This is a genomic window from Pseudomonas sp. LjRoot71 (assembly GCF_964253255.1).
Lineage (GTDB): Bacteria > Pseudomonadota > Gammaproteobacteria > Pseudomonadales > Pseudomonadaceae > Aquipseudomonas.
Map to the genome: position 1 here is coordinate 3915651 of NZ_CAXURA020000001.1, position 23268 is coordinate 3938918.

The 23268-nt window shown below is 62.2% G+C and carries 20 protein-coding genes; 5 read left to right on the forward strand and 15 right to left on the reverse strand.

Features of this window, described 5'->3' with window-relative positions:
- Positions 1 to 76: 76 nt before the first annotated feature.
- The 6 genes from ACSQ17_RS18475 to ACSQ17_RS18500 form a co-directional block, all read right to left on the reverse strand.
- Complete coding sequence (locus ACSQ17_RS18475) at positions 77 to 2065, reverse strand: acetyl/propionyl/methylcrotonyl-CoA carboxylase subunit alpha (RefSeq protein ID WP_436070029.1); 1989 nt, start codon at positions 2063 to 2065, stop codon at positions 77 to 79.
- Between the two features lie 134 nt (positions 2066 to 2199).
- Positions 2200 to 2997: an enoyl-CoA hydratase/isomerase family protein gene (locus ACSQ17_RS18480; protein WP_436070030.1), complete on the reverse strand. Its 798-nt coding sequence runs from the start codon at positions 2995 to 2997 to the stop codon at positions 2200 to 2202.
- A 111-nt stretch (positions 2998 to 3108) separates the two neighbouring features.
- Positions 3109 to 4269, reverse strand: coding sequence for a citronellyl-CoA dehydrogenase (atuD, locus tag ACSQ17_RS18485; RefSeq protein ID WP_436070031.1), 1161 nt, complete (start codon positions 4267 to 4269; stop codon positions 3109 to 3111).
- 71 nt (positions 4270 to 4340) lie between these two features.
- Complete coding sequence (atuC, locus tag ACSQ17_RS18490) at positions 4341 to 5957, reverse strand: geranyl-CoA carboxylase subunit beta (protein WP_436070032.1); 1617 nt, start codon at positions 5955 to 5957, stop codon at positions 4341 to 4343.
- Between the two features lie 4 nt (positions 5958 to 5961).
- Positions 5962 to 6831, reverse strand: a complete 870-nt coding sequence (locus ACSQ17_RS18495; RefSeq protein WP_436070033.1) for an SDR family oxidoreductase — start codon at positions 6829 to 6831, stop codon at positions 5962 to 5964.
- A gap of 42 nt (positions 6832 to 6873) precedes the next feature.
- Entirely contained in the window at positions 6874 to 8694 is a 1821-nt protein-coding gene (locus tag ACSQ17_RS18500) for an acyclic terpene utilization AtuA family protein (protein ID WP_436070034.1), read from the reverse strand.
- Between the two features lie 215 nt (positions 8695 to 8909).
- On the opposite strand from ACSQ17_RS18500, the gene ACSQ17_RS18505 reads away from it, so the two are divergent.
- The 3 genes from ACSQ17_RS18505 (at position 8910) to ACSQ17_RS18515 (ending at position 11317) form a co-directional block, all read left to right on the forward strand.
- Positions 8910 to 9533: a TetR/AcrR family transcriptional regulator gene (locus ACSQ17_RS18505; RefSeq protein ID WP_233684381.1), complete on the forward strand. Its 624-nt coding sequence runs from the start codon at positions 8910 to 8912 to the stop codon at positions 9531 to 9533.
- A gap of 110 nt (positions 9534 to 9643) precedes the next feature.
- The gene (locus ACSQ17_RS18510) at positions 9644 to 10420 is read left to right on the forward strand and encodes a substrate-binding periplasmic protein (protein ID WP_233684382.1); all 777 of its coding nucleotides are present in this window, start codon (positions 9644 to 9646) and stop codon (positions 10418 to 10420) included.
- Between the two features lie 78 nt (positions 10421 to 10498).
- A complete protein-coding gene (locus tag ACSQ17_RS18515) occupies positions 10499 to 11317 on the forward strand; it encodes an amino acid ABC transporter substrate-binding protein (RefSeq protein WP_436070035.1) in 819 nt (272 codons plus the stop codon).
- Here the strand turns inward: ACSQ17_RS18515 and ACSQ17_RS18520 are convergent.
- The 8 genes from ACSQ17_RS18520 to ACSQ17_RS18555 all read right to left on the reverse strand — a co-directional run bounded on the left by ACSQ17_RS18520 (position 11268) and on the right by ACSQ17_RS18555 (position 19369).
- Positions 11268 to 12026, reverse strand: a complete 759-nt coding sequence (locus tag ACSQ17_RS18520; protein ID WP_436070036.1) for a CPBP family intramembrane glutamic endopeptidase — start codon at positions 12024 to 12026, stop codon at positions 11268 to 11270. The two genes, ACSQ17_RS18515 and ACSQ17_RS18520, sit on opposite strands and share 50 nt — an antisense overlap.
- Positions 12027 to 12050: 24 nt before the next feature.
- Positions 12051 to 12218, reverse strand: coding sequence for a DUF2897 family protein (locus ACSQ17_RS18525; RefSeq protein ID WP_233684385.1), 168 nt, complete (start codon positions 12216 to 12218; stop codon positions 12051 to 12053).
- 75 nt (positions 12219 to 12293) lie between these two features.
- A complete protein-coding gene (locus ACSQ17_RS18530) occupies positions 12294 to 13640 on the reverse strand; it encodes a class II 3-deoxy-7-phosphoheptulonate synthase (protein WP_233684386.1) in 1347 nt (448 codons plus the stop codon).
- Between the two features lie 199 nt (positions 13641 to 13839).
- Positions 13840 to 15594, reverse strand: coding sequence for an N-acyl-D-amino-acid deacylase family protein (locus tag ACSQ17_RS18535; RefSeq protein ID WP_436070037.1), 1755 nt, complete (start codon positions 15592 to 15594; stop codon positions 13840 to 13842).
- On the reverse strand, positions 15591 to 16331 hold the full coding sequence (locus ACSQ17_RS18540; RefSeq protein ID WP_436070038.1) for a sulfite exporter TauE/SafE family protein: 741 nt from the start codon (positions 16329 to 16331) through the stop codon (positions 15591 to 15593). Before ACSQ17_RS18540 ends, ACSQ17_RS18535 begins: the two co-directional genes overlap by 4 nt.
- Entirely contained in the window at positions 16331 to 17113 is a 783-nt protein-coding gene (locus ACSQ17_RS18545; RefSeq protein ID WP_436070039.1) for an SDR family NAD(P)-dependent oxidoreductase, read from the reverse strand. Before ACSQ17_RS18545 ends, ACSQ17_RS18540 begins: the two co-directional genes overlap by 1 nt.
- A complete protein-coding gene (locus tag ACSQ17_RS18550; protein ID WP_436070040.1) occupies positions 17113 to 18039 on the reverse strand; it encodes a bile acid:sodium symporter family protein in 927 nt (308 codons plus the stop codon). Before ACSQ17_RS18550 ends, ACSQ17_RS18545 begins: the two co-directional genes overlap by 1 nt.
- Positions 18020 to 19369, reverse strand: a complete 1350-nt coding sequence (locus ACSQ17_RS18555; protein ID WP_436070041.1) for a flavin-containing monooxygenase — start codon at positions 19367 to 19369, stop codon at positions 18020 to 18022. The genes ACSQ17_RS18550 and ACSQ17_RS18555 overlap by 20 nt, the downstream gene beginning before the upstream one ends.
- Positions 19370 to 19531: 162 nt before the next feature.
- Between ACSQ17_RS18555 and ACSQ17_RS18560 the strand changes: the two genes are divergently transcribed.
- Positions 19532 to 20305 carry a spermidine synthase gene (locus tag ACSQ17_RS18560; RefSeq protein ID WP_233684392.1) on the forward strand — a complete coding sequence of 258 codons (774 nt, stop codon included), beginning with the start codon at positions 19532 to 19534 and terminating at the stop codon, positions 20303 to 20305.
- Between the two features lie 101 nt (positions 20306 to 20406).
- Here the strand turns inward: ACSQ17_RS18560 and ACSQ17_RS18565 are convergent, their stop codons facing one another.
- Positions 20407 to 21198, reverse strand: coding sequence for a crotonase/enoyl-CoA hydratase family protein (locus ACSQ17_RS18565; protein ID WP_436070042.1), 792 nt, complete (start codon positions 21196 to 21198; stop codon positions 20407 to 20409).
- Positions 21199 to 21527: 329 nt separating this feature from the next.
- On the opposite strand from ACSQ17_RS18565, the gene ACSQ17_RS18570 reads away from it, so the two are divergent.
- A complete protein-coding gene (locus tag ACSQ17_RS18570) occupies positions 21528 to 23246 on the forward strand; it encodes a DEAD/DEAH box helicase (RefSeq protein ID WP_436070043.1) in 1719 nt (572 codons plus the stop codon).
- Positions 23247 to 23268 lie beyond the last annotated feature (22 nt).

The following is a 23268-nucleotide window of genomic DNA, read 5'->3' on the forward strand; positions in this document are numbered from 1 at the left end:
ATGGAGTGGTGGGAGGGGCTTTAGCCGCGACATGCGTTCAAACCGTCGCGGCTAAAGCCCCTCCCACGAGATGCAATCAGCTTTCGCTGGCTTCGATCTCTACCAATAGCTGGCGGTTCTTCACCTGGTCGCCACGGCTGATACCCACGCGGCGCACCACGCCGTCGATGCTGGCCTTGAGTGGGTGTTCCATTTTCATCGCTTCCAGCACCACCAGCAGTTGGCCTTTACTGACTGTGGCGCCTTCCTCAACCAGTACCTCGACAATCGCGCCATCCATCGGTGCTTTCACGCTGCCTGAGCCCGCGCCGGCAGCGCTGCTGACCGGCAGATGAGTGATGTCGCTAAGTTGCAGGTTGCCGTTGTGACCGTATAGCCAGAGGTTTTCCCCGGCCAGGTGATAGGCCATGCGCTGGCGAATACCGTCCAGTTCCAGAGTGGCCCAACGGCCATCGCTGACCAGCAGTGTGAGACGGACCTGCTGCTCGCCAATCTTGGCCAACAGGCTGGGTTGCGGGCCGTCGATCAGTACTTCAAGTTCCACGGCAAATTGCTGTTCGCCCTGCTTGAGCAGAAAGCGCCAAGGCGCGCTGCCGGCGTTGCGCCAGCCGGCGAGGCCACCCTGGTGGGCGCGGGCATTGGCCGATTGCTGGAACAGCAGGGCGGCAGCGGCAGCCAGCTCGCGGGCGGCAGGCGGCTGCGGGCTCAGGCTTGGGTCGCTGGCGAAATGCTCGGCGATAAAGGCCGTAGTGGCGTTGCCGGCGGCAAACTCAGGGTGGCTAAGCAGGTTGGCGAGAAAGCGCTGGTTGCCGTTAACGCCGAGCAGTACGCAATCCTCCACCGCGCGCACCAGCTTGCGCCGCGCTTCTTCACGGGTCGCGCCATAGGCGATGACCTTGGCCAGCATCGGGTCATAGAATGGCGTGATGGCCTGGCCTTCGACCAGGCCGTGGTCGATGCGCACGCCATCGCGCAGCGCCGGTTCCCAGCGCAGGGCCGTGCCGGTTTGCGGCAGGAAGTTGTGCGCCGCGTCTTCGGCGTACAGGCGCACTTCCATGGCATGGCCGGTCAGACGGATTTCTGCCTGCTTGAGCGGCAGCGGCTGGCCGGCGGCTGCGCGGATTTGCCAGGCGACCAGGTCCTGGCCGGTGATCAATTCGGTCACCGGGTGTTCGACTTGCAGGCGGGTGTTCATTTCCAGAAAGAAGAACTCGCCGCTCTGGTCCAGCAGAAACTCCACGGTGCCGGCGCCGACATAGTTGACCGACGCCGCCGCTTTCACTGCCGCCTCGCCCATGGCCTGGCGCAGTTCAGGCGTCATCACCGGGCAGGGCGCTTCCTCGACCACTTTCTGGTGGCGGCGCTGCACCGAGCAGTCGCGCTCACCGAGATAAACGATGCTGCCGTGCTGGTCGCCAAACACCTGGATTTCCACATGGCGTGGTTGAATTACCGCACGTTCGAGAATCAGCTCGCCGCTGCCGAAGGCATTCTGCGCTTCGGACCGCGCGGTGCGGATCTGCGCCAGCAGTTCACTGGATTCGTGCACCAGGCGCATGCCACGGCCGCCGCCACCGGCGCTGGCCTTGATCATCAGCGGGTAGCCAATACGCTCGGCCTCGCGGCTCAGGGTCTCGTCATCCTGCGCGGCACCTTCGTAGCCGGGAATGCACGGTACGCCGGCTTCGAGCATGGCGATCTTCGACAGGCGCTTGCTGCCCATCAGGTGGATGGCTTCCACGGTCGGGCCGATAAACACGATGCCGGCCGCTTCACAGGCGCGGGCGAACTCGGCGTTCTCGGAGAGAAAGCCATAGCCGGGGTGGATCGCGTCGGCACCGGTTTTCTGCGCAGCCTGGATGATGTTGTCGATCACCAGATACGACTGATTGACCTGCGCCGGACCGATGCACACGGCTTCATCGGCCAGCTGCACATGGCGTGCGCCGGCATCGGCCTCGGAGTACACGGCCACGGTGCGGTAGCCGAGGTCCTGGGCGGTGCGCATCACCCGGCAGGCGATTTCCCCGCGGTTGGCGATCAGAATCTTGTTAAAGGCGGGCATCTGTGTGCTCCTGCTGGTGATGGGTATCGCTGCGCTCAACCCATCCTACGGTCATGTTGTAGGAGCCAGCTTGCTGGCGATCCCGGTGGTTGCTGATCGCGAGCAAGCTCGCTCCTACAGCCTGTGTTATCTGCTTATTGCGCCCACTTGGGCGCGCGTTTCTGTACAAAAGCCATGGTGCCTTCGATGCCTTCGCTGCCGGTTACCGCTGCGGCGAATTGCTCGGCGGCGCGGTCGAGCAGCGGGCCGAGGGCTTCGTGTTCACTGGCCAGCAGCAGGGCCTTGGTCTGCGCATTGGCTTGCGGCGCGCATTGGCGTACCTGGCTGAGCACCTGTTGCAAGCGGACATCGAGGTGCTCGCTGTCGACTTCACTAAAGTGCACCAGGCCCAGGCGCTCGGCTTCGCTGCCGTTAAAGCGGGCGGCGGTCAGGACCAGGCGGCGGGTCTGGGTCAGGCCGATGCGCTTGACCACAAAAGGCGCGATCTGCGCGGGCAGTATCCCCAAGGTGGTTTCCGGCAGGCCGAACTTGGCGTCCTGCTGGCAGATGGCAATGTCCGACACGCAGGCCAAGCCAAAACCGCCGCCCAGCACGGCGCCTTCCAGCACGGCAATCAGCACCTGCGGTGTGTTCTGCGCCTCTTCCAGCAAGCTGCCGAAGGCGCGGTTAAGGCTGCGGTAGGCGTCGCCACCGGCCGCTCTGGCACCGGCCATATCCTTGATATCGCCGCCGGCGCAGAAATGCCCGCCTGCACCACGCAGCACAATGGCGCGTACGCTCAGATCATTGCGCAGGCTTTCCAGTACGGCGCGCAGCTCCGTGACCATGGCCAGGCTCATGGCATTGCGGCTGTCCGGGCGATTGAGGGTGATGTGCAGCACGCCGGCGTCGAGGTTTAGCAGCAGGGTTTCGCAGTTCGGTAGGTCGGCCATGGCAGGCTCCTTGATGTAGGTGCAAGGGGAAGGTGGCCGTAGGGTGGGTCACGTTTTATCGACCCACCGAGCGGTGCCACGGTGGACGTAAAAGCGACGTCCACCCTACGTTCAGCCCTTCTTTTTCCCCGGCAGAATGCCCATCAGCTTGCAGATAATGCCCAGCATGATTTCGTCGGCACCACCGCCGATGCTCACCAGGCGCACATCACGGTAGGCGCGGGCCACCGGGTTTTCCCACATGTAGCCCATACCGCCCCAGTACTGCAGGCAGCTGTCGGTGACTTCACGGCCGAGGCGGCCGGCCTTGAGTTTGGCCATGGAGGCCAGGTTGGTGACGTCACGGCCACGCACGTACTGCTCGGTGGCCTGGTAGACCAGGGCGCGCAGGCACTCGATTTCTGTTTGCAACTCGGCCATGCGGAAGTGAATGACCTGGTTGTCGATCAGCGCATTACCGAAGGTTTTGCGCTCCTTGCAGTAGTCGATGGTGGCGTTGATGCAGTGCTCCAGTCCCTTGATCATGTTGGCCGCGCCGAACAGGCGCTCTTCCTGGAACTGCAGCATTTGCATCATAAAACCGGCACCTTCATGGCCGATGCGGTAGCGCTGCGGCACGCGCACGTTGTCGAAGAACACCTGGGCGGTCTCCGAGCTGCGCATGCCGAGTTTGTCCAGGTGCGGGCTGACGGTGATACCCGGGGTGTTCATCGGCACCATGATCAACGATTTGTTGACGTGCGGCTTGTCATCGCTGGTGTTGGCCAGCAGGCAGATAAAGTCAGCGGACGGCGAGTTGGTGATCCACATCTTGCTGCCGTTGATCACATAGTCGCTGCCGTCTTTCTTGGCAGTGGTTTTCAGCCCGGCCACATCCGAGCCGGCACCGACTTCGGAGACGCCGATACAGCCGACCATCTCGCCGGCAATTGCTGGTTTGAGGAATTCCTCGCGCAGCTCATCCGAGCCGAAGCGTGCCAGAGCCGGGGTGCACATATCGGTCTGCACGCCGATGGACATCGGGATACCGCCACAGATGATGGTGCCGAACTCTTCGGCAGCGACGATCGAGTAGCTGTAGTCCAGGCCCATGCCGCCGAATTTTTCCGGCTTGGAGATGCCCAGCAGGCCGAGGTCGCCGGCTTTCTTGAAAATATCGTGGATCGGGAAGCGGCCGTCCTTTTCCCATTGCTCGACGTGCGGGTTGATTTCCTTGTCGACAAAGTTACGGACCGTGCGGCGCAGCTCTTCGTGTTCTTGGGTAAAGATCATTGTTGTTCTCCTGTAGGGTGCGCCGTGCGCACCGTCAATCATGGTCGTGGTGCGCGCGGCGCACCCTACGGTTAAAAGCGTGCAACACCGAAAGCGTTGGATTTAAGTGGCCGCAGACGCGCTTCCTCGCAGATATCGAGTAGGTAGCCGAGCAGCTTGCGCGTATCGCGCGGGTCGATCAGGCCGTCGTCCCACAGGCTGGCGGTGCCGTAGAGTGCGGTGGACTGGCTGTCGAGTTTCTGCGCAGTGACTTGCTCGAGCATGTCGAGCATTTTCGGATCGGCTTCCTTGCCTTCCTTGAGGTGCTTGTCCTCGGTAACGATGCGCAGCACCTTGCCGGCCTGGGCACCGCCCATCACGGCGGTTTTGCTGTTGGGCCAGGCGAAGATAAAGCGTGGGTCGAGGCCGCGGCCGCACATGGCGTAGTTGCCGGCGCCGTAGGAGCCGCCGACGACGATGGTCAGCTTCGGCACTGTGGCGTTGGCCACGGCCTGGATCATCTTCGAGCCGTGTTTGATCACGCCCAGCTGTTCCGACTCGGTGCCGACCATAAAGCCGGTGGTGTTATGGAAGAACAGGATCGGCGTATTGCTCTGCTCGCACAGCTGGATAAATTGCGCCGCCTTAGCCGCGCCTTGTGGGGTGATCGGGCCGTTGTTGCCGATAAAGCCGCAGGGCTGGCCCTCGATCTGCAAGTGGCCGCAGACGGTCTGGTTGTCGAACTCGTTCTTGAAGTCGAGGAAGGCTGAGCCGTCGGCGATGCGGGCGATGATCTCGCGCACGTCGTAGGGCTTCTTGGCGTCGGCCGGCACCAGGCCGAGCAGTTCTTCAGCCGGGTACAGCGGCTCGCTGTAGACCTTGGCCGGACGCGCCGGCAATTGGGCATTCCACGGCAGCATGGCGAGAATTTCACGCGCCAGGCGCACGCCGTCGGCGTCATTCTCGGCCAGGTATTCGGCAGTGCCGGCGACCTGGGCGTGCATCTCCGCGCCGCCGAGTTGCTCATCAGTGGCGATTTCGCCGGTGGCAGCTTTCAGCAGCGGCGGGCCGGCGAGGAACATCTTGGCCTTGCCACGCACCACCACCACATAGTCCGACAGCCCCGGCTGGTAGGCTCCGCCGGCGGTGGAGGAACCGTGCACCACGGTGACCTGCGGCAAGCCCATGGCGGACATGCGCGCCTGGTTGGCAAAGCCGCGTGCGCCTTCGACAAAGATGTCGGCGGCATAGTTGAGGTTGGCACCGCCACTTTCGGTCAGGGCCACCACCGGCAGCTTGTTCTCGAAGGCGATCTGTTGCAGGCGCAGGGTTTTCTTTAGGCCGGTAGGGGAGATGGTGCCGCCCTTGATCGCACTGTTGCTGGCGGTGACCAGGCAGCGCACCCCAGCGATATAGCCGATGCCGGAAATGATCCCGCCGCCGGCCTGGGTACCATCCTTGTCATCGTGCAGCTTGTAGCCGGCCAGCGACGACAGTTCGAGAAACGGCGCACCGGGGTCGAGCAGCAGGTTTAGGCGTTCGCGCGGCAGCAGCTGGCCGCGCTTTTCGAATTTAGGTTTGGCCTCGGCGGCCTTGTTCAGGCAGTTCTGTTCGATCTCGCGAAAGCTGGCCACGGCTTTGAGCATGGCCTCGCGGTTGGTGGCGAACTCTTCGCCGTGTACATCAATATCGGATTGAATAATGGGCATGGCGTTACTCCTGATCCTTCAGCACATCGGGCACATATGCCCGGTGAAAGCCGTTATAGGACTCGCTGTTTTTCGCCTTGCCCAGGGTCCAGGCACGGGTGCCCTGGCTAGCGGCGCCGTCGATGCGGATGGTGTTGCCGCTGATGAAGTTGGCACCCGGCGTGAGCAGGAAGACGATGGCGGCGGCCACTTCCGATTCGCTGCCGATGCGTTGCAGCGGCACGTGATCCTTGAGGTTGCGGATCATGTTTTTCATCGATTCGGGGTAGGTGTCCATGCCGCTGGAGGCGATCCAGCCCGGTGCTACGGCGTTGACCCGCACCCCGGCGTGACCCCATTCATAGGCGGCGGTCTTGGTGAAGTTCTCCATACCGGCGCGCGCCGCACCGGAATGGCCCATGCCGGGCATGCCGCCCCACATGTCGGCGAGCATGTTGACGATGCTGCCGCCGTGTTTGCTCATGCTCTGCAGGAAGACTTCCTTGGCGATCAGAAAGCCGCCGACCAGGTTGGTGCGCACCACGGTCTCGAAGCCTTTCTGGTTGATGCCGATCAACGGCGCGGGAAACTGGCCGCCGGCATTGTTGACCAGGTGATGAATCTGCCCGCGCTCGGCAACCACGGTTTTGACCATGGCCTTGACCGCGTCTTCATCACGGATATCGCAGACCTGAAAGCTGGCGCTACCGCCGTCTTCGATGATTTCGCCACAGGTGGCTTCGAGTTTTTCCAGCTTGCGCCCGACCAGCACCACATGGGCACCCAGGTTGGCCAGCTCGTGGGCGGTGCAACGGCCGATGCCGCTGCCGCCACCAGTGACCATGATGGTCTGGCCGCTGAACAGGCCGGGTTTGAAGACTGAGTTGTAGGTCATTTTTATTGTTGTCCTGAGTGGTTCCGGTGCGCGCAGCGCACCCTACGGGGCGATGTAGGGTGCGCTGTGCGCACCGCTCAAAGTCTCGGCCAGTGCGCGGGGCACTGGTATCGGGAATTCCAGCAGCTGTTGGGCGAAGGCCTTGCCTTGTGGGTCGATACGCAAGGAGGCGACGCCGCCGCCTCCCAGGGCGTTTTCCAGCAAGAAGTTCAGACTATGGCTGCCGGGTAGATACCAACGGCTGACCTTGCCGGTTTGCCCATCTAGCGTGTGCTGCATCCATTCGGCCACGGCACCCTCGGTGAGCGCAGCGGCGATCCAGGCCAAGTACTCGGGCTTTCTGGCCATCACACCGATATTGCTGTGGTTGCCCTTGTCACCGGAGCGCGCCACCGCCAGCTTGATCAGCGGCACTGCAGTGTCGGCTTGGCCGCTCGGCAGTGGAGCAGCGATGTCGGCTGCAATCTGTGTGCGGTCCAGTAGCGCGATCTGCGGCAGTGCAACAGGTGTACGTTCGCCGTTCAGTTCCACTTCCATGGCGCAGGCGTTTTTGTTTGCCAGGAAGCTGAACAGGCGAATCACCGGGTAAACCGTAGGGCGGCCGCCGACGATGCCGGTCAGGCCCGGTGCCATGCCGGTCGCCGCCTGGGCGATCTCGCGGGAGAACAGCACCAGCGCCTCCTTCTTGGCATGGCGCACGGCGATCTTGATCACGATCTCGCGGGAGTCATTGCGCTGGCCACGTGGGCCGTAGGTGGCTTCGGAGCCGAGCAATTCGATGCTGACTTCCTTGTAAGGCCCCCAACCGCGCTCGGCGAACATTTCCTCGGTCTTGCGGATGATCGCCTGGCTGACGCGCTGGGCTTTCTTCACCGCATCAAGGCCGGCCATCAGGCAGCTGGCTGTGCAGCGGAAACCGTCCGGGTAGGTGGCGCTGACTTTGTACTGATCAGTCGGCGGCAGGCCGCGCGCGCCTTTCAGCTCCACGCGGTTGTCGCCGACCTGGCTCAGTTGCACCTGGGTGAAGTCGCAAAGCACATCGGGCAGGTAATAGGCCCGTGGATCGCCGATTTCATAAAGCATCTGTTCGCCCACGGTAAAAGGCGTGACCAAGCCGCCGGAACCTTCCGGCTTGGTCACGACAAAACTGCCGTCGGCCGCCACTTCCACCACCGGGAAGCCGATATGTTCGTAGTCCGGCACGCTTTCCCAGTCGGTGAAGTTGCCGCCGGTGCACTGCGCGCCGCATTCGATGATATGCCCGGCCAATGCGGCCTGAGCCAGCTGGTCGTAGTCGCTCCAGCTCCAGCCGAACTCATGCACCAGGGCGGCGCTGACCACGGCGCTGTCGACCACGCGACCGGTGATGACGATATCCGCATCGAGCTTCAGAGCTTCGACGATGCCCGGCGCGCCAAGGTAGGCGTTGACCGAGACGCAGAAGGGCGGCAGTGGTGCGCCGCTAAACATTTCTACGGTGCCAGCCTTGGCCAGTTCGCCGAGTTTGGGTTGCAGGTTGTCGCCATGCAGCACGGCAATTTTCAGACTGACCCCGGCCTGCTCGCAGGCGGCGGCCAGGGCGGCGGCGCAGGCGCTCGGGTTGACCCCGCCGGCGTTGCTGATCACGTGGATTTTCTTGGCGGCGATCTCACCCAGCAGCGGCGTCAGCACTTCGACAAAATCACGGGCGTAGCCGTCATCTGGCTTCTTCATCCGCGCGCCAGCCATGATCGACATGGTGACTTCGGCCAGGTAGTCGAACACCAGGTAATCCAGTTCGGTGCCCTTTACGAGCTGGGCGGCGGCGGTGCTGGTATCGCCCCAGAAGGCGGAAGCACAGCCGATGCGTACGGTTTTAGTCATTGGAAGAGTCCGCAACACAGGATTAAGGTGAACTGAAGGCTACCAAGCAAGCGCTTGGTTGAAAAGCCCTGCGGCGAATCTTTCTAACCGAAAGTGTGGCCAAGCGCTTGCTTGGGTGGCTGGCGCAGCATAAATTTCACTAATAACGACAAGCACTTGGGCAATAACGCTTAGGGCGTCAGGCGCAAGGCAAGAAAAGCTGGAGAGCATTTAGCGTGGATGATCAACAAGCGCAGGCGGTGATGCGGGACCTGGTGGCCAGTGGGCAGATCACCGATCCGGACAGCGCGCGCGGCAAATTGCTGCAAACCGCCGCACACCTGTTCCGCAGCAAGGGCTACGAGCGCACCACGGTGCGTGATCTGGCCAGTGCTGTGGGCATTCAGTCCGGCAGCATCTTTCATCACTTCAAGAGCAAGGACGAAATCCTACGTTCGGTGATGGAGGAGACGATTCGCTACAACACCGCGCTGATGCAGGCCTCCCTGGCTGATGCGACGGATTTGCGCGGTCGTGTGCTGGCGCTGATTCGCTGCGAGCTGCAATCGATCATGGGTGGCACCGGTGAGGCCATGGCCGTGTTGGTGTATGAATGGCGCTCGCTGTCGGAGCAGGGCCAGGCATTTATCCTTGAACTGCGTGACAACTATGAGCAGCTTTGGCTGCAAGTGTTGGGTGAAGCCAAGGCAGCTGGCTACATCAAGGCGGATCCGTTTATTTTGCGTCGCCTGCTGACTGGCGCGCTGAGTTGGACCACCACCTGGTTCCGTCCGGAAGGGCCGATGACCCTCGATCAGTTGGCTGAAGAGGCCCTGTCTCTGGTGATCAAAGACGCTTGAGCAAATTGAGCTACGCTTAATATGGCGTTTTGATAGTATTTTGGCGTCAAATAATTATTGATGCTGTCAGAGCGTCCTATTGCTGTATCCAGTCTGCTGAGGTCTGTCGTTTGCCCAAGCTGTTCAAGGGGCTGCTCTTCCTGTTTGCGTTGACGCTGGCCTGTACGACCCAGGCGGCCGTTGACGTGCGGGTGGGGGCCTACCATTTCCCGCCTTATGTGGTGAAACCGGAAGGTGACCGCGTGGGTGGCCTGCTGCCGGAGTTGCTGCAGGCGCTTAACCAGTCGCAGAGAGACTATCGCTTTACGCTGGTCGCAACTTCGACCATGCGCCGTTACCGTGATCTGCAGAACGGCCGCTTTGATCTGATCCTCTTCGAATCTCCCGGCTGGGGCTGGCAGGGTATTGCTCATGCAGCTCTGGATCTGCATATCAACGACGCCGAAGTCTATGTCGCCCGCCTGCAACCGGGCCGTGACGAGCACTATTTCGATAATCTGAATGGCAAGCGCATGGCCCTGTACAGCGGTTATCACTATGGCTTTGCTGATTTCAATTCGGACAAACAGGTGCTCACCCAGCAATACAATGCTGTGTTGACCTATTCCCATGACAGTAACCTGATCATGTTGCTGCGTGGCCGTGCCGATGTGGCGGTGGTAACGCGTTCTTACTTGCGCGCTTATCAGCAGCGTTACCCCGAACAAAGCAGCGCGCTGCTGGTGTCCAGGCGGGTTGATCAGGTCTATCAGCATCAGGCGCTGTTTCGGCCGCTGTCGGCCATTTCGCCGCAGGCCTTTGCGGACCTGCTTAAACAACTCAATCGCGATAAACATTTGGAACAGTTGCTGGGCAGATACCACTTGCGGGAAGTTTCCGTACCCTAAATGACTGAAAATGCTCTGTTCGGTCAGGTTCGCCTGGAGTAGGCTGCAAACAACAAAAAATAAGGACGTTGGCGTCGTATGGGGCTTTTCGGGCGAGGATTCAGGATCTGTGGCGCGGCGCTGGCGTTAGTGCTGGCGCAGTCGGCAATTGCCGCGCAGGAAGTGCGTGTGGCGGCGGTGTATTTTCCTCCTTATGTATTCAAGGCTGAACAGCATCAGGCTCGCGGGCTGTTGGCCGATTTGCTGACGGCCCTGAATCAGGCGCAGAGCCAATTCAGCTTTGTCATGGTGCCCACGTCGATCAAGCGGCGTTTTCGCGACTTTAGGCAGCAGCGCATTGATCTGGCCATTTTCGAAAATCCCGGTTGGGGCTGGCAGGATGTGCCGCACGCAGCCGTGGACATGGGCCTGGAGGACTCCGAAGTGTTTGTCGCGCGGGCTGAGCCGGGGCGCGACCAGCGCTATTTCGACACCCTCACCGGCAAACGCCTGGCGCTTTACCACGGCTATCACTATGCCTTTGCCCAGTTCAATGCCGAGCCGGGTTACCTGAGCAAAACCTTCAACGCCTCGCTGAGCCATTCCCATGAGAGCAATCTGCTGATGGTGCTGCATCAGCGTGCGGAAATTGCTTTGGTAACGCGCTCCTATATTGGCGATTTTCTCGAGCGCAATCGCCAGTTTGCCGGGCAGTTGCTGATTTCCGAGCGGGCCGATCAGCGTTATCGCCACCATGTGATCATTCGCCCAGGGGCGCCTATCAGCCCTGAGCAGTTTTCGGCGATTCTCGAAATGTTGCGGAAAAACGGCCAGTTGACGCAGATTTTTGCGCGCTACCAGGTTGCCGTCAGCCCAGGCGTAACGGGTAGCTCAATAGCAGAAGGTGCAACAGATTGACCGCACCATGCAAGGCAACGGCCAGGCTGATGCGTCCGCTGAAGTGGAAAATAAGCCCGTAACCCAGCCCCGCGACTCCGGCAACCACGGCAAACAATGGGCTGAAGGGGATGTGTACGGCAGCGAACAGTAGCGTTGTCAGGCCAATCCCAAGCCAGGCACCCAGCCAACTGACCAGGAAGCGCTGCAGTAACCCGCGAAACAGCAACTCTTCGGCCAGCACGGCCACGCCCAGATTGACCGCCAACCACAGCCACAGCTCGCTGGGCCATTTTGGCTGCCAGCCTACCAACCCCACACCGATTGCCAGTACCGGCACGGCCAGCAGGGTTAGTGCGGCTGTCAGCCAGACACGGTAGGTCAGTGGCTTGTTTGCAGGCGGCTGCCCCAGCCACCAGGCAAGCAGCGTAAGGCCTACCAGCAGCTTGTCCCAGGACAGACGCAGGGTGTAAGGCACGGCGTCGCTGCTGAGCTGCTGGGCCGGCCACAGTGGTGTGGCGCTGAAGCCGGGAACGGCGTGGGCGGCCAGGGCAATGCAGGCGCACAGCGCAAGAACCACCCACAGTGACGTGGGCAGCAGCTTGTCGGCATATAGCAGTAACGCGCTCAGAACCACACCCGCCGCCAGACCTACAAGCTGGATATAGCCCAGCGCAAAGCCCATGCCCAGGCACAGGGTTGGCAGCAGCAAACGCAGATGCAACGGCATGGCACGTCCTTGTTGTACGAGGCGTTAGCGTTCGCGGGCGTCCTTGGCTTCCTGTTCCAGCTGGCGCTGGCGGATTTTGGCCAGTTGTTCTTCGCTCAGCGGCAGCGGTTTTGCGGTGCGCAGCAGCACCATCAGGCCGCCAACGATGGAGCCCAGCACGAGCAGTATGAATAACCAGATATACCAGGTCATGGGTGCTTCCTCGGAGGGAGAGTGGTCACCATAACGCGTTGGCGGCTGATCTGTCTGATCAGCCGCCAACCGGGCTTAACGCCTTACCTGCTTGAGGGTTTCGGCGATCAGGAAGGCCAGTTCCAGCGACTGATCGGCGTTCATCCGTGGGTCGCAGTGGGTGTGGTAGCGATCCGACAGGCCGTCTTCGGTGATCGGGCGCGCGCCGCCGATGCATTCGGTGACGTTCTGCCCGGTCATCTCGATATGGATACCGCCGGCGTAGCTGCCCTCGGCCTGGTGCACCGCGAAGAACTGCTTCACCTCGGCGAGGATCTGCGCAAAGTCGCGGGTCTTGTAGCCGCTGGAGGCCTTGATGGTGTTGCCGTGCATCGGGTCGGAACTCCACAGCACCTGGCGGCCTTCACGTTGCACGGTCTGGATCAGGCGCGGCAGGCCGGCTTCAACTTTGTCCGCGCCCATGCGCACGATCAGGTTGAGGCGACCGGGATCGTTGTCCGGGTTGAGGATGTCAATCAGGCGGATAAGGTCTTCGCTGCCCATGCTCGGGCCGACTTTTACCCCGATCGGGTTACCGACACCGCGCAGGAACTCGACATGTGCGCCGTCCAGCTGACGGGTGCGGTCGCCGATCCACAGCATGTGCGCCGAGCAGTCATAGAAGTCGCCGGTAAGGCTGTCCTTGCGCACGAAGGCCTGTTCGTAATTCAGCAGCAGCGCCTCGTGGGCGGTGAAGAAGCTGGTTTCACGTACTTGCGCTGCGCCGTCCATGCCGCAGGCGCGCATGAATGCGAGGGTTTCGTCGATACGGTCGGCCAGCGCGCTGTACTTCTCGCCCAACGCCGAGTTGGCGATAAAGTCGAGGTTCCACTGGTGCACCTGGTGCAGGTCGGCGAAACCGCCCTGAGCAAAGGCGCGCAGCAGGTTCAGCGAGGCGGTGGACTGGTGGTAGGCCTGCAACAGGCGCTCCGGGTCGGGCACGCGGCTGGCGGCGTCGAAGCCGATGCCGTTGACGATATCGCCGCGGTAGGCGGGCAGGGTCACGCCGTCGATGGTTTCATCGTTGGCCGAGCGCGGCTTGGCGAACTGGCCGGCCATGCGCCCGACCTTGACCACCGGGCAGCCGGCGGCGAAGGTCATGACGATGGCCATCTGCAGCAGCACCTTGAAGGTGTCGCGGATTTTCGCCGCGCTGAACTCGGCAAAACTCTCGGCGCAATCGCCACCCTGCAGGAGAAACGCGCGACCCTGGGTGACCTCGGCAAACTGGCGGCGCAGTTCGCGGGCCTCACCGGCAAACACCAGCGGCGGATAACCGGCCAGGGTCTGCTCGACCTGGGCCAGCTGCGCGGCGTTCGGGTACTGCGGTTGTTGCTGGATCGGCTTGGCTCTCCAGCTTTCAGGGCTCCAGGGTTGCGACATTGCGGCTCTCGGCTTAAGTCAATTTAGGCGGACGGGCATGGTAACCGATAAGCCATGGCCGGCAAGCCGATAGGCGCGATAGAGCTGCTGCATGATGCCGCATGGCTCGGGTTTGCCGCTTCTCTGTCGGGGCAGCCCATGGCTGCGATGCGTTTCGTATACACGGCCCGCTCCTACAGATGGTGATCCGGCTACATTTTCAGCCTGGCGTTACATCGCGGCTCGCGAGGAAGCGACCGAAACCTTGCTGCTGGCCCAGCTCGCTGGGGAACTCGCTGCCACGGCGGTAGGCGATACGGCCGTTGATCAGGGTGGCGTCCACCGCCGCATCGTTGCGTTTGACAACGCGCTCCAGGCCGAGCACTTCCATCGACGCTTCATGCATCTCGTCCAGCTCATCGGTCAGCCCGGTCGGGTTGACGATCACCAGATCGGCGCGGTCGCCGACGCGGATATAGCCGGCATCCACGCCGATAAAGTCCGCCAGCTCGCCGCTTAGACGATGGATCGCCCGGCCGGTGTGCATAAAGGGCGTGCCGGCCAGTTCGGCATCACGCACGTATTTGAGGAAGCGCAGCGGGAAGTTGTACTGGGCGATGGAGCGCAGGTGCGCGCCGGAGTCGGCGAAGCCCGGCTGGGTCCAAGGGCTGGACAGCAGCTTGTGCATCACGGGCTCGCGCTGGTTGCCGTAGCAGGTGGTCCACTTCAGCGCTTCGCGGTACTGGCAGGCCAGCTCGAAATAGGCGTCCACCGCATCCAGGCCACGACTCTCACCGAGCTGTTTGAAGTTCTTGCCGACCAGCGAAGCGTCCGGGCATTCGGTCACCCAGCAGTCGGAGAAGTCGCGGTGCCACAGGCCCTTGGTCAGCACGGCCTTGACCTGCTTCTTGAACAGGGCGCGGAACGCCGGCTCCAGCACCTTGCTGTACAGCTCGTCGGGATCCTTGATATTGCGCAGGATCTCGCCAGCGCCGAACTCCTCGAAGGCGTTTACGTTGAGGCCTTCGAGGCGCAGGGTGAACGGTGCCGGCAGGGTCTGCCAGCGGAAGTGGCCGCGCAGCACCTTATTCGCCAACCAGCCGGAGAGGCGGGTGAAGCGGTGCAACAGCGGCTGGGATTTCAGATCCAGAGCGGTGAGCATCGAGCACTTCAGTGGCTTGCGGAACCAGCCGTGGGCCTGCCAGAGGAAGGCGAACACGTTGACCTTGGTCACTGCATTCGGCGCGCCCTGCATCACCGCGCCACGGCGACGGAGGATGGCGAACAGCCGCGAGAACTCCTTCCAGCTGGCAAAGGTCGAGGGCAGCGGGCTGGACCAGGCGCGGTCGCCGTCCATCTTGTCGAGGCGCGTGGTCATCACCGACAGGCCAATGCAGCCGGCGTCCAGTGCCTCTTCCAGTAGCTGCTCCATGCGTTGCAGCTCGGCTTCGGTCGGCGTCACCTGGCTGGTAGCTCGCTCTAGGCCCATGACTGCCACGCGCAGTTCGGAGTGGCCGAGGAAAGAGCTGACGTTCGGCCCCAGTGGCTGCTGGTCGTAGAAGGCGCGGTAGCCGGCGGCGTCGCGCCAAGTCTTCTTCTCCTGCAGGATCGGCAGCACGTACTCGCGCGGCACCGCCTCGACGCGGGTGAACAGGTCGGAGCAGTCCTCGGCATCGGCCAGCACCATGCTGATCGAGCAGGAGCCGATGGTCACGCTGGTCACACCGTGGCGCACCGACTCCTTCAGCGCAGGGGCGGCGATCACTTCGGCGTCGTAGTGCGAGTGGATTTCCAGAAAACCAGGGGTGACCCACTTACCGGCGGCGTTGAGCACCTCGGGGCAGCCGCTCTCATCCAGCGGACTGAGGCTGACCGCATCGATGCGCCCATTCTTGATGCCGATATGCCGTAGCTGGCCCGGCTGGTTGCTGCCATCGAAATACAGGCCGTTCTTGATGATCACGTCGTAATTCATAACAAGCTCCAGGGCGCTAGCAGCAGGCCGCCGGTGACCAGCAGCAACAGGTAGATGGCAATGCGGAAATGCTGTTCGTTAAAGCGCTGGTGCAGGCGCTCACCCAGCCACACGCCGATCAGCAGCAAGGGGGCATAACTGAGCACCTGTGGCAGCGCGGGCAGCAGACGGCCGTCGAGCAGGAAGGCCAGCGTCAGCAGGCTGTTGAGGCTGAACCACACCGTGACCAGGGTGGCGCGCAGACGCGCCTTGTCCAGTTGTGTGCCGGCCAGGGCAAACACCAGCAGCGGCCCGCCGGAGGCGAACAGGCCATGGCTGATGCCGGCGCACAGGCTCAGCAGGCGGCTGAACCACAGCGGCCGAACCGCCTGCGCAGAGGCGTGGCGAATGCGCCACAGCTCGCGGGCGGCAAACCACAGCACCAGTGCGCCGAACAGGCGCTTGGCCAGGGCGGCGTCAAGGAAAGGCAGCAAGGCGTAGCCGATCAGCGTGCCGACGACCATGCCGGGCAGGATCATGCCCAGCAACAGGCTGCGGTCGATCATCTGCCGGTGCCGCCAGACCAGGTAGCCGGTCATGCAGATATTCAGCGGCACCAGGATTGGCAGCAATTGCTCAATCGGCAGCAGCAGCGCGCCGAGCGACAGGGCGATCACGATGCTGCCGAAGCCGGTGATGGCTTCCAGGGTGTAGGCCAGCAGGATAAAGCCGGCCAGGGCCAGCCAGGCGATTTCCATCAGTCCATCTCCGCAGCGAAACGCGCGCTCATCTTGCGGTAGTACAACCCTGGCGCAATGCGCCACAGCAGGCTGGCCAGCCAACTGCCACGGTCGGGGAACAGGCGTTCGCGGCCCTGGCTCTGCGCCTGGAGAATCTGCCCGGCCATCCAGTCGGCGCCGCGTATCTTGCCAATGGTCGAGCGCGCATGACCGGCCGGTTTGCCGTCAGCCCCGAGGGCGTTGAGGTCGATGGGAGTGTCCAGAAAGCTTGGGTACACCAGCAGCATGCCAATGCCGTCGCGGCGGGCCTCGGCGCGCAGCACTTCGAAAAACTGACCCAGGGCGCTTTTCGCCGCGCAATAGCCGGCGCGACCGAGCACCGGCATCCAGCCGGCCATGGAACCGATGGCGATGATCTGCCCACGGCTTTGACGCAGCAGCGGCAGGGCGCTCAGGGTCAGTTCGACCGGTGCGTGATAGTCCACGGCCATGACCTGGCGAAATACCGCCGGATTGGTCTGGCAGGTGGGTGAGCGGTGGGTGATGCCGGCGTTATTGATCAGCACATCGAGGCGGCCGAAACGCTCGCGGCAGGCGTGCAGCAATTGCTGGTGCAGGGCTGGATCGGTGATATCACCGGCCAGGCCGATCACCCGGTCTGCGCCCAGCTCAGTTACCCGCGCGGCCAGGCCGCTGGCATTGATATCGGTGAGCAGCAGGCCGTAGCCCTGGGCGTGATAAAGGCGTGCAAGCGCCCAGCCGAGGCCGCTGGCGGCCCCGGTGATCAGTGCAATATGCATCAGTGGGTGCCTTCGCCGAGCGCGTCGATCTGAACGGTGGCTGGCGGGTTGCGGGACCAGTACAGGGCCAGGATCAGCCCGGACAGCAGCTGCCAGCAGCCCCAGAACGCGGCAATCAGCAGCATGCCGCCGGCCTGGGGGAAGAAGGTGAAGATCAGCGCCATGCCCAGCGCTGAGTTATGGATGCCGGTTTCCAGGGTGACCGCCCGCACATCGGCTTCCGGCAAACGCCACAGCCGAGCGCAAAAGTAGCCCAGCAGCAGGGCCATAAAGTTGAGGGTGACCACCAGCCAGAAGAACAGATGGAAATGTTCGATGAACTGCTCGAAGTTCTTGAAGAATGCACCGCCAACGAAAGCCAGCATCACCAGCAGGGAGAAGTTGCGTAGCGGTTTTTCCAGCTTGTGCGCCAGTTGCGGTTGGCGCTTGCCCAGCAACATGCCGAGCACCATAGGAAGTACCAGTACCAGCAGCACCATCAGCAGCAGCTCGACCGGATCGACGCTGATTTCCGTGAGCAATGCACGGGTGTTGGGGTTGAGGCCGGCATACAGGGCGAAGTTGAGCGGGGTGAAGATCCCCGCCGTCACGCTCGATACCGCCGTAACGCTGGCCGACACCGCAACATTGCCACGGCCCAGCCAGGTCATGATGTTGGAGAAAGTGCCGCTCGGGCAGGTGGCGACCAAGATCATGCCCAAGGCCAGGCTTGGGTCGATCGGCAGGACGATGGTCAACAGGCAGGTCGAGGCCGGCAACAGGACAAACTGCACCAGCATGCCGATCAGCGGGGCCTTGGGCGCGCGCAGGATGCGTTTGAAGTCGTCGGCGCGCAGTTCCAGCGACACGCCGAACATCATCAGCGCGATGATCGCGTTCAGGGCAATCATTGCACTTGGGGAAAACTCAAGATTGACGGCAGGCATCGTGGCTTTCCTGGGCAGTGGTTGAGGTCAGAGACGGCAGGTTTTGCCGCAGTTCAGCGATGTGCTGCTTCACACTCGCGCGGTAGCTGTTCTTGTGTACGTAATAAGCCATACGTTCCAGCTTCAGGTAGCTATAGCCACCATCCAGGCGTTGGGTGCTGCGCGCCTGTACCAGCGTGCGAAAATTCTTCGCGGCGGCGCTACCGGCCTGCTGCTGGCGAATCACCAGGGCCACCAACTCGGCCTGCTCGTCGCGGCCCTGCCAGCCCAGCCCCGAGGCCTCGACCATGCCCATCATGAACAGGTTGTCGTACTCGGGGTGGAACACGTTGAGGTACAGCTGCGGCGCGCCGACATGGCTTGGCCAGTTGAGGTGCGTGCGGTCGATAAAGGGGTAATTGAGCGTGTAGCCGGTGCCCTGCAGAATCAGGTCGTACTCGGCCTGCTCGCCATCCGTGAAGGTCACCCGTTGCCCCTCGACCTTGGCCACATCTCGACGTGCCTTGATATCGCCATGGCCGAGGTAGTGCAGAACCAGAGAGTTCATCACCGGGTGTGATTCGTAGAGTTTGTAATCCGGGTCGGGCAGGCCGTATTGCGAGGGCTTGCCGACCAGGGCGCGCACCAGCAGACCATCGAGCAGCTGCTTGAGTGGACGCGGCAGCTTGATTGCGCCGCCCAGGGTGTCGGTAGGGCGACCGAGGGTGAACTTGGGCAGGAAGTAGTAACCACGGCGTACCGAGATATCCACCGAGGTGGCGCGGTGCACGGCGTCCACGGCAATGTCGCAAGCCGAGTTGCCGCAGCCGATCACTAGTACGCGCTTGCCATCGAACACGGCTGCCGAGCGGTAGGCTCTGGAGTGCATCAGCTCGCCGGTAAATGTGCCGGGCAACGTCGGCTGATTGGGTGTGTGCAGGGTGCCGTTGGCGATCAGCACACCCTCGAAGTGCCATTCACGCTGCACGCCCTGTTGTTCACTGATCAGCTTCCAGCCGTTGTCCAGGCGCTGGATATCGACCACCCGGGTGTTGAACTGGTAATGCGCATACAGGCCAAAGTGCTCGGCGTAGTCACGAAAATAACGGCGCATTTCACTGTGGTGCGGGTAAGGGGCCACTTCGCTGCGCATCGGGAATTCAGTGAACTGGGTGGTGCCCTTGGAGGAAATCAGGTGCGCCGAGTCATACATGGTGCTGTGCGGATTATCGATATCCCACAAACCGCCGACATCGCTGTGCTGTTCGAAACCGACAAAGTCGATGCCGTGCTTGTGCAGTTGACGTGCCGTGCACAGCCCCATGGGGCCGGAACCGATAATCGCGTACATGGCAAACCTCGATAAGCGCTTTTATTGTTGTAGTCGCAGACGATGAACTCGGCGCCCCCGACTGCGGCAAATTATCGCGTGACCAGGGGAGGGTGCCTCAATGACAATTAGCGCCTTTCCCCTGGCCGAAATGGTCGGGGATGTCACGGTGGAGTGTGCGGGATGCCAGGTTTACCTCCGGTTGGGCAGATGCCGGACCCGCTGCTGATCGCCGAAGTGCATGATGCCTTCGGGGTGATTCAGGTGGTCGAGATGGGTGCCTACCGCTTTCTCGAGTTTGGCGAGGCGATCGAGCAGAGCTGCGTGTATATGCCGGATCCCAGCTGGCTGGAATACGACTACACCCGCGCCATGCTGCTCGGAGCGCTGTGCCACGAGCACCCGGAAAGCGCGCTGTTTCTCGGCCTCGGTGCTGGCAACCTGACCCAGGCCTGCCTGAAGTTTCTGCCGCTGGACGATGTCGAGGTGATCGAATTGCGCGCCGATGTGCCGCGCCTGGCCATGGAGCATATGGGCCTGACCGATGACCCGCGCCTCACCATCCGCATCGGCGATGCCCTGGAGCTGCTGGAAAGCGCCGAGAAGACCGACCTGCTGTTTGTCGACCTGTACACCGACCATGGCCCGGCGACCGGGCACCTGGCCTGGCGCTTTCTGGAAAACTGCCAGAAGCAGCTCAATCCGGGCGGTTGGCTGATCATCAACCAGTGGGCCGGCAACGACGGCAAGCCGCTTGGGGCACCACTGCTGCGCGGCCTCTACCATCGGCATTACTGGGAGTGCCCGGTGAAGGAAGGCAATGTGGTGCTGCTGGTGCCGGCGGATCTGGAGCAGGAAATCGATTTTGATGAACTGCGCCGCCGCGATGCACTGCTGGCACCGCAGTTCGGTTATTCGCTGGAGTCGTTGATTAAAGCGGTGCGTCCAGCGACCTGAGTATCAGCGGATACATCGCGGTAGGGCGCGCGCGCCGCAGCCTTAGTTAATGGGTGCGCATGGCGCACCCTACGATGCTGGGCTTGTGAGATTGGCTGGACTCAGCGCCCTTTAAAGTCACCCGGCCGACGCTCCAGCATGGCCCGCACACCTTCTTGAGCATCTTCGCTGGCCATCAAGCGGGTCACCGTTGGGTGCAGGCTGGCCGCTGCCGCAGCTGGACCTTCAACCACGGCCTGACGCGCCGACGCCAGGGTAGCCTGCACGCCCAGCGGGGCTTGCGCGGCAATACGCTCAGCCAGCCATAGGGCCTTGGGCAGCAGCTCCTCACTGGCCACTACCTGCTGGATCAGCCCCAGGCGATAGGCTTCGTGGGCGTCGAACTCATCGCCGGTGAGCAGCCAGCGCATGGCGTTGCCCCAGCCGGCGCTCTGGTGCATGCGCAGGGTCGCGCCGCCGAACGGGAAGATGCCGCGCTGCACCTCCATCTGCGCGAAGCGGGTGTTGCTGGCGCACAGGTTGATGTCCGACGCCAGCATCAGCTCGATACCGATGGTGTAGCAGTAGCCTTGGGCCGCGACTATTACCGGTTTGCTCACGCGCGGCCCGCCGAATACCCCCCAAGGGTCGCAACCCGCCTCCGGGATCTTCCACCCTGCAGCAAACTGGGCGGCCACATTGGCCAGGTCCAGGCCGGCGGTAAAGTGTTCGCCATGAGCAAATACCAGCGCCACCCGCGCCTCGCTGTCGCGTTCGAACTCACCATAGGCCAGGCACAGGTCATCGAGCATAGGCATGTCGAAAGCATTGCGTTTGCTCGCTCGGTCCAGGCCGATCAACATGATTTGGCCGCGTTTTTCACGGCTGACGCGGCCGCTGGTGCTTTGGGTCATGGCAGTGAGTCCTTGTAGGCAGGTTATGAAGGTAGACGCTGTGCTACTACAGCGTGCCATTTGCAGGCTACCAGAGGATGACGATTTGGCCTTGTCCAAGCTCTATTTGTGCAAAAACCAGCACATTGGCCAGGTTTTCCGGTATAGTGCGCGCCGGTCAATTTTTGGCCACGTTCAGGTAGTGCAAATCGCCCGAAGCTCGACTTCGGCAGCCAGTCCGCAAAGCGGGCTATCCTTGACGATTCATTTATCACCGTTTTCGCAAATCCCCGCCGACAGAGCTGCCAGGGTGACCTTTGGGTCTTACACGGCATGCGCAGCTTTGGAACATGGGTCTTTGCGGATGCACTAGAGGCAGACCCATGACCCAGGAAACCGGCGGCTTCGCCGCACTCGGACTCAACTCCAATATTCTCGCTGCACTGACCGCTGTCGGTTATGAAGAGCCGTCGCCGATTCAGGCGCAGGCCATTCCCGTGATTCTGTCCGGTCAGGACATGATCGGTCAGGCCCAGACTGGTACCGGCAAGACCGCCGCTTTCGCCCTGCCGATCCTGTCGAAGATCGACCCAGCCAAGAAAGAGCCACAGGCGCTGATTCTCGCGCCGACCCGTGAGCTGGCCCTGCAAGTGGCCACCGCCTTTGAAACCTATTCCAAGCAGATGCCTGGCCTCAACGTGGTTGCCGTTTACGGCGGCGCACCGATGGGCCCGCAGCTGAAAGCCATCCGTCAGGGTGCACAAGTCATCGTCGCTACCCCTGGTCGTCTGGTTGACCACCTGCGTCGTGACGAGAAAGTGCTGTCGACCATCCAGTACCTGGTGCTCGACGAAGCCGACGAAATGCTCAAGCTGGGCTTTATGGATGACCTCGAAGTGATCTTCGAAGCCATGCCGGCTAGCCGTCAGAGCGTGCTGTTCTCCGCGACCCTGCCGCACTCGATCCGCGCCATTGCCGAGAAGCACCTGCGCGAGCCGCAACACATCAAGATCGCTTCCAAGACTCAGACTGTGACGGCCATTGAGCAGGCGCACCTGATGGTCCACGCCGACCAGAAGCACGCCGCCGTGCTGCGTCTGCTGGAAGTCGAAGAGTTCGACGCGCTGATCGGTTTCGTGCGCACCAAGCAAGCCACCCTGGACCTGGCCGCCGCGCTGGAAGCCAAGGGCTACAAGGCTGCCGCACTGAACGGTGATATCGCGCAGAACCAGCGTGAGCGCGTTATCGACTCGCTAAAAGATGGCCGTCTGGACATCGTGATCGCCACCGACGTGGCCGCCCGTGGCCTCGACGTACCGCGCATCACCCACGTGATGAACGTGGACATGCCATATGACCCGGAATCCTATGTACACCGTATTGGCCGTACCGGCCGTGCCGGCCGTACCGGTCGTGCGCTGCTGCTGGTGACTCCGCGTGAGCGCCGCATGTTGCAGGTGATCGAGCGTGTTACCGGTCAGAAAGTTGGCGAAGTCAAACTGCCGGACGCCCAGCAAGTGCTGGATGCGCGGATCAAGAAATTGACCAACAGCCTGGCTCCGCTGGTGGCTGATGCCGAAGCCAGCCACGGTGATCTGCTTGATCGCCTGACTGCCGATATCGGTTGCAGCCCGCGCGCCCTGGCCGCGGCCCTGCTGCGCAAGGCCACCAATGGTCAGGCACTGACCCTGGCTGAAGTTCAGCGCGACCAGCCGTTGGTGCCGGGTAGCGGCAGTGGCCCGCGTGAGCGTAGCGAGCGTGGTGATCGTCCTGATCGTCCTGATCGCGAAGGCAGCCGTGAGCGTCGCGCTCCGGTGCCGCTGGCCGAAGGCCGTGCGCGTTGCCGCACCGCATTGGGCGCGCGTGACGGTATTGCTGCGAAGAACCTGCTCGGTGCCATCCTTAATGAAGGCGGCCTGGTCCGTGAAGCCATCGGTCGCATCCAAGTGCGCGAGAGCTTCAGCCTGGTCGAGCTGCCGGAAGAAGGTCTGGAGCGTCTGCTGGCCAAGCTGAAAGACACCCGTGTTGGTGGCAAGTCGCTTAAGCTGCGTCGCTATCGCGAGGATTGATCTTCGGTTGAATAAAAAGCCC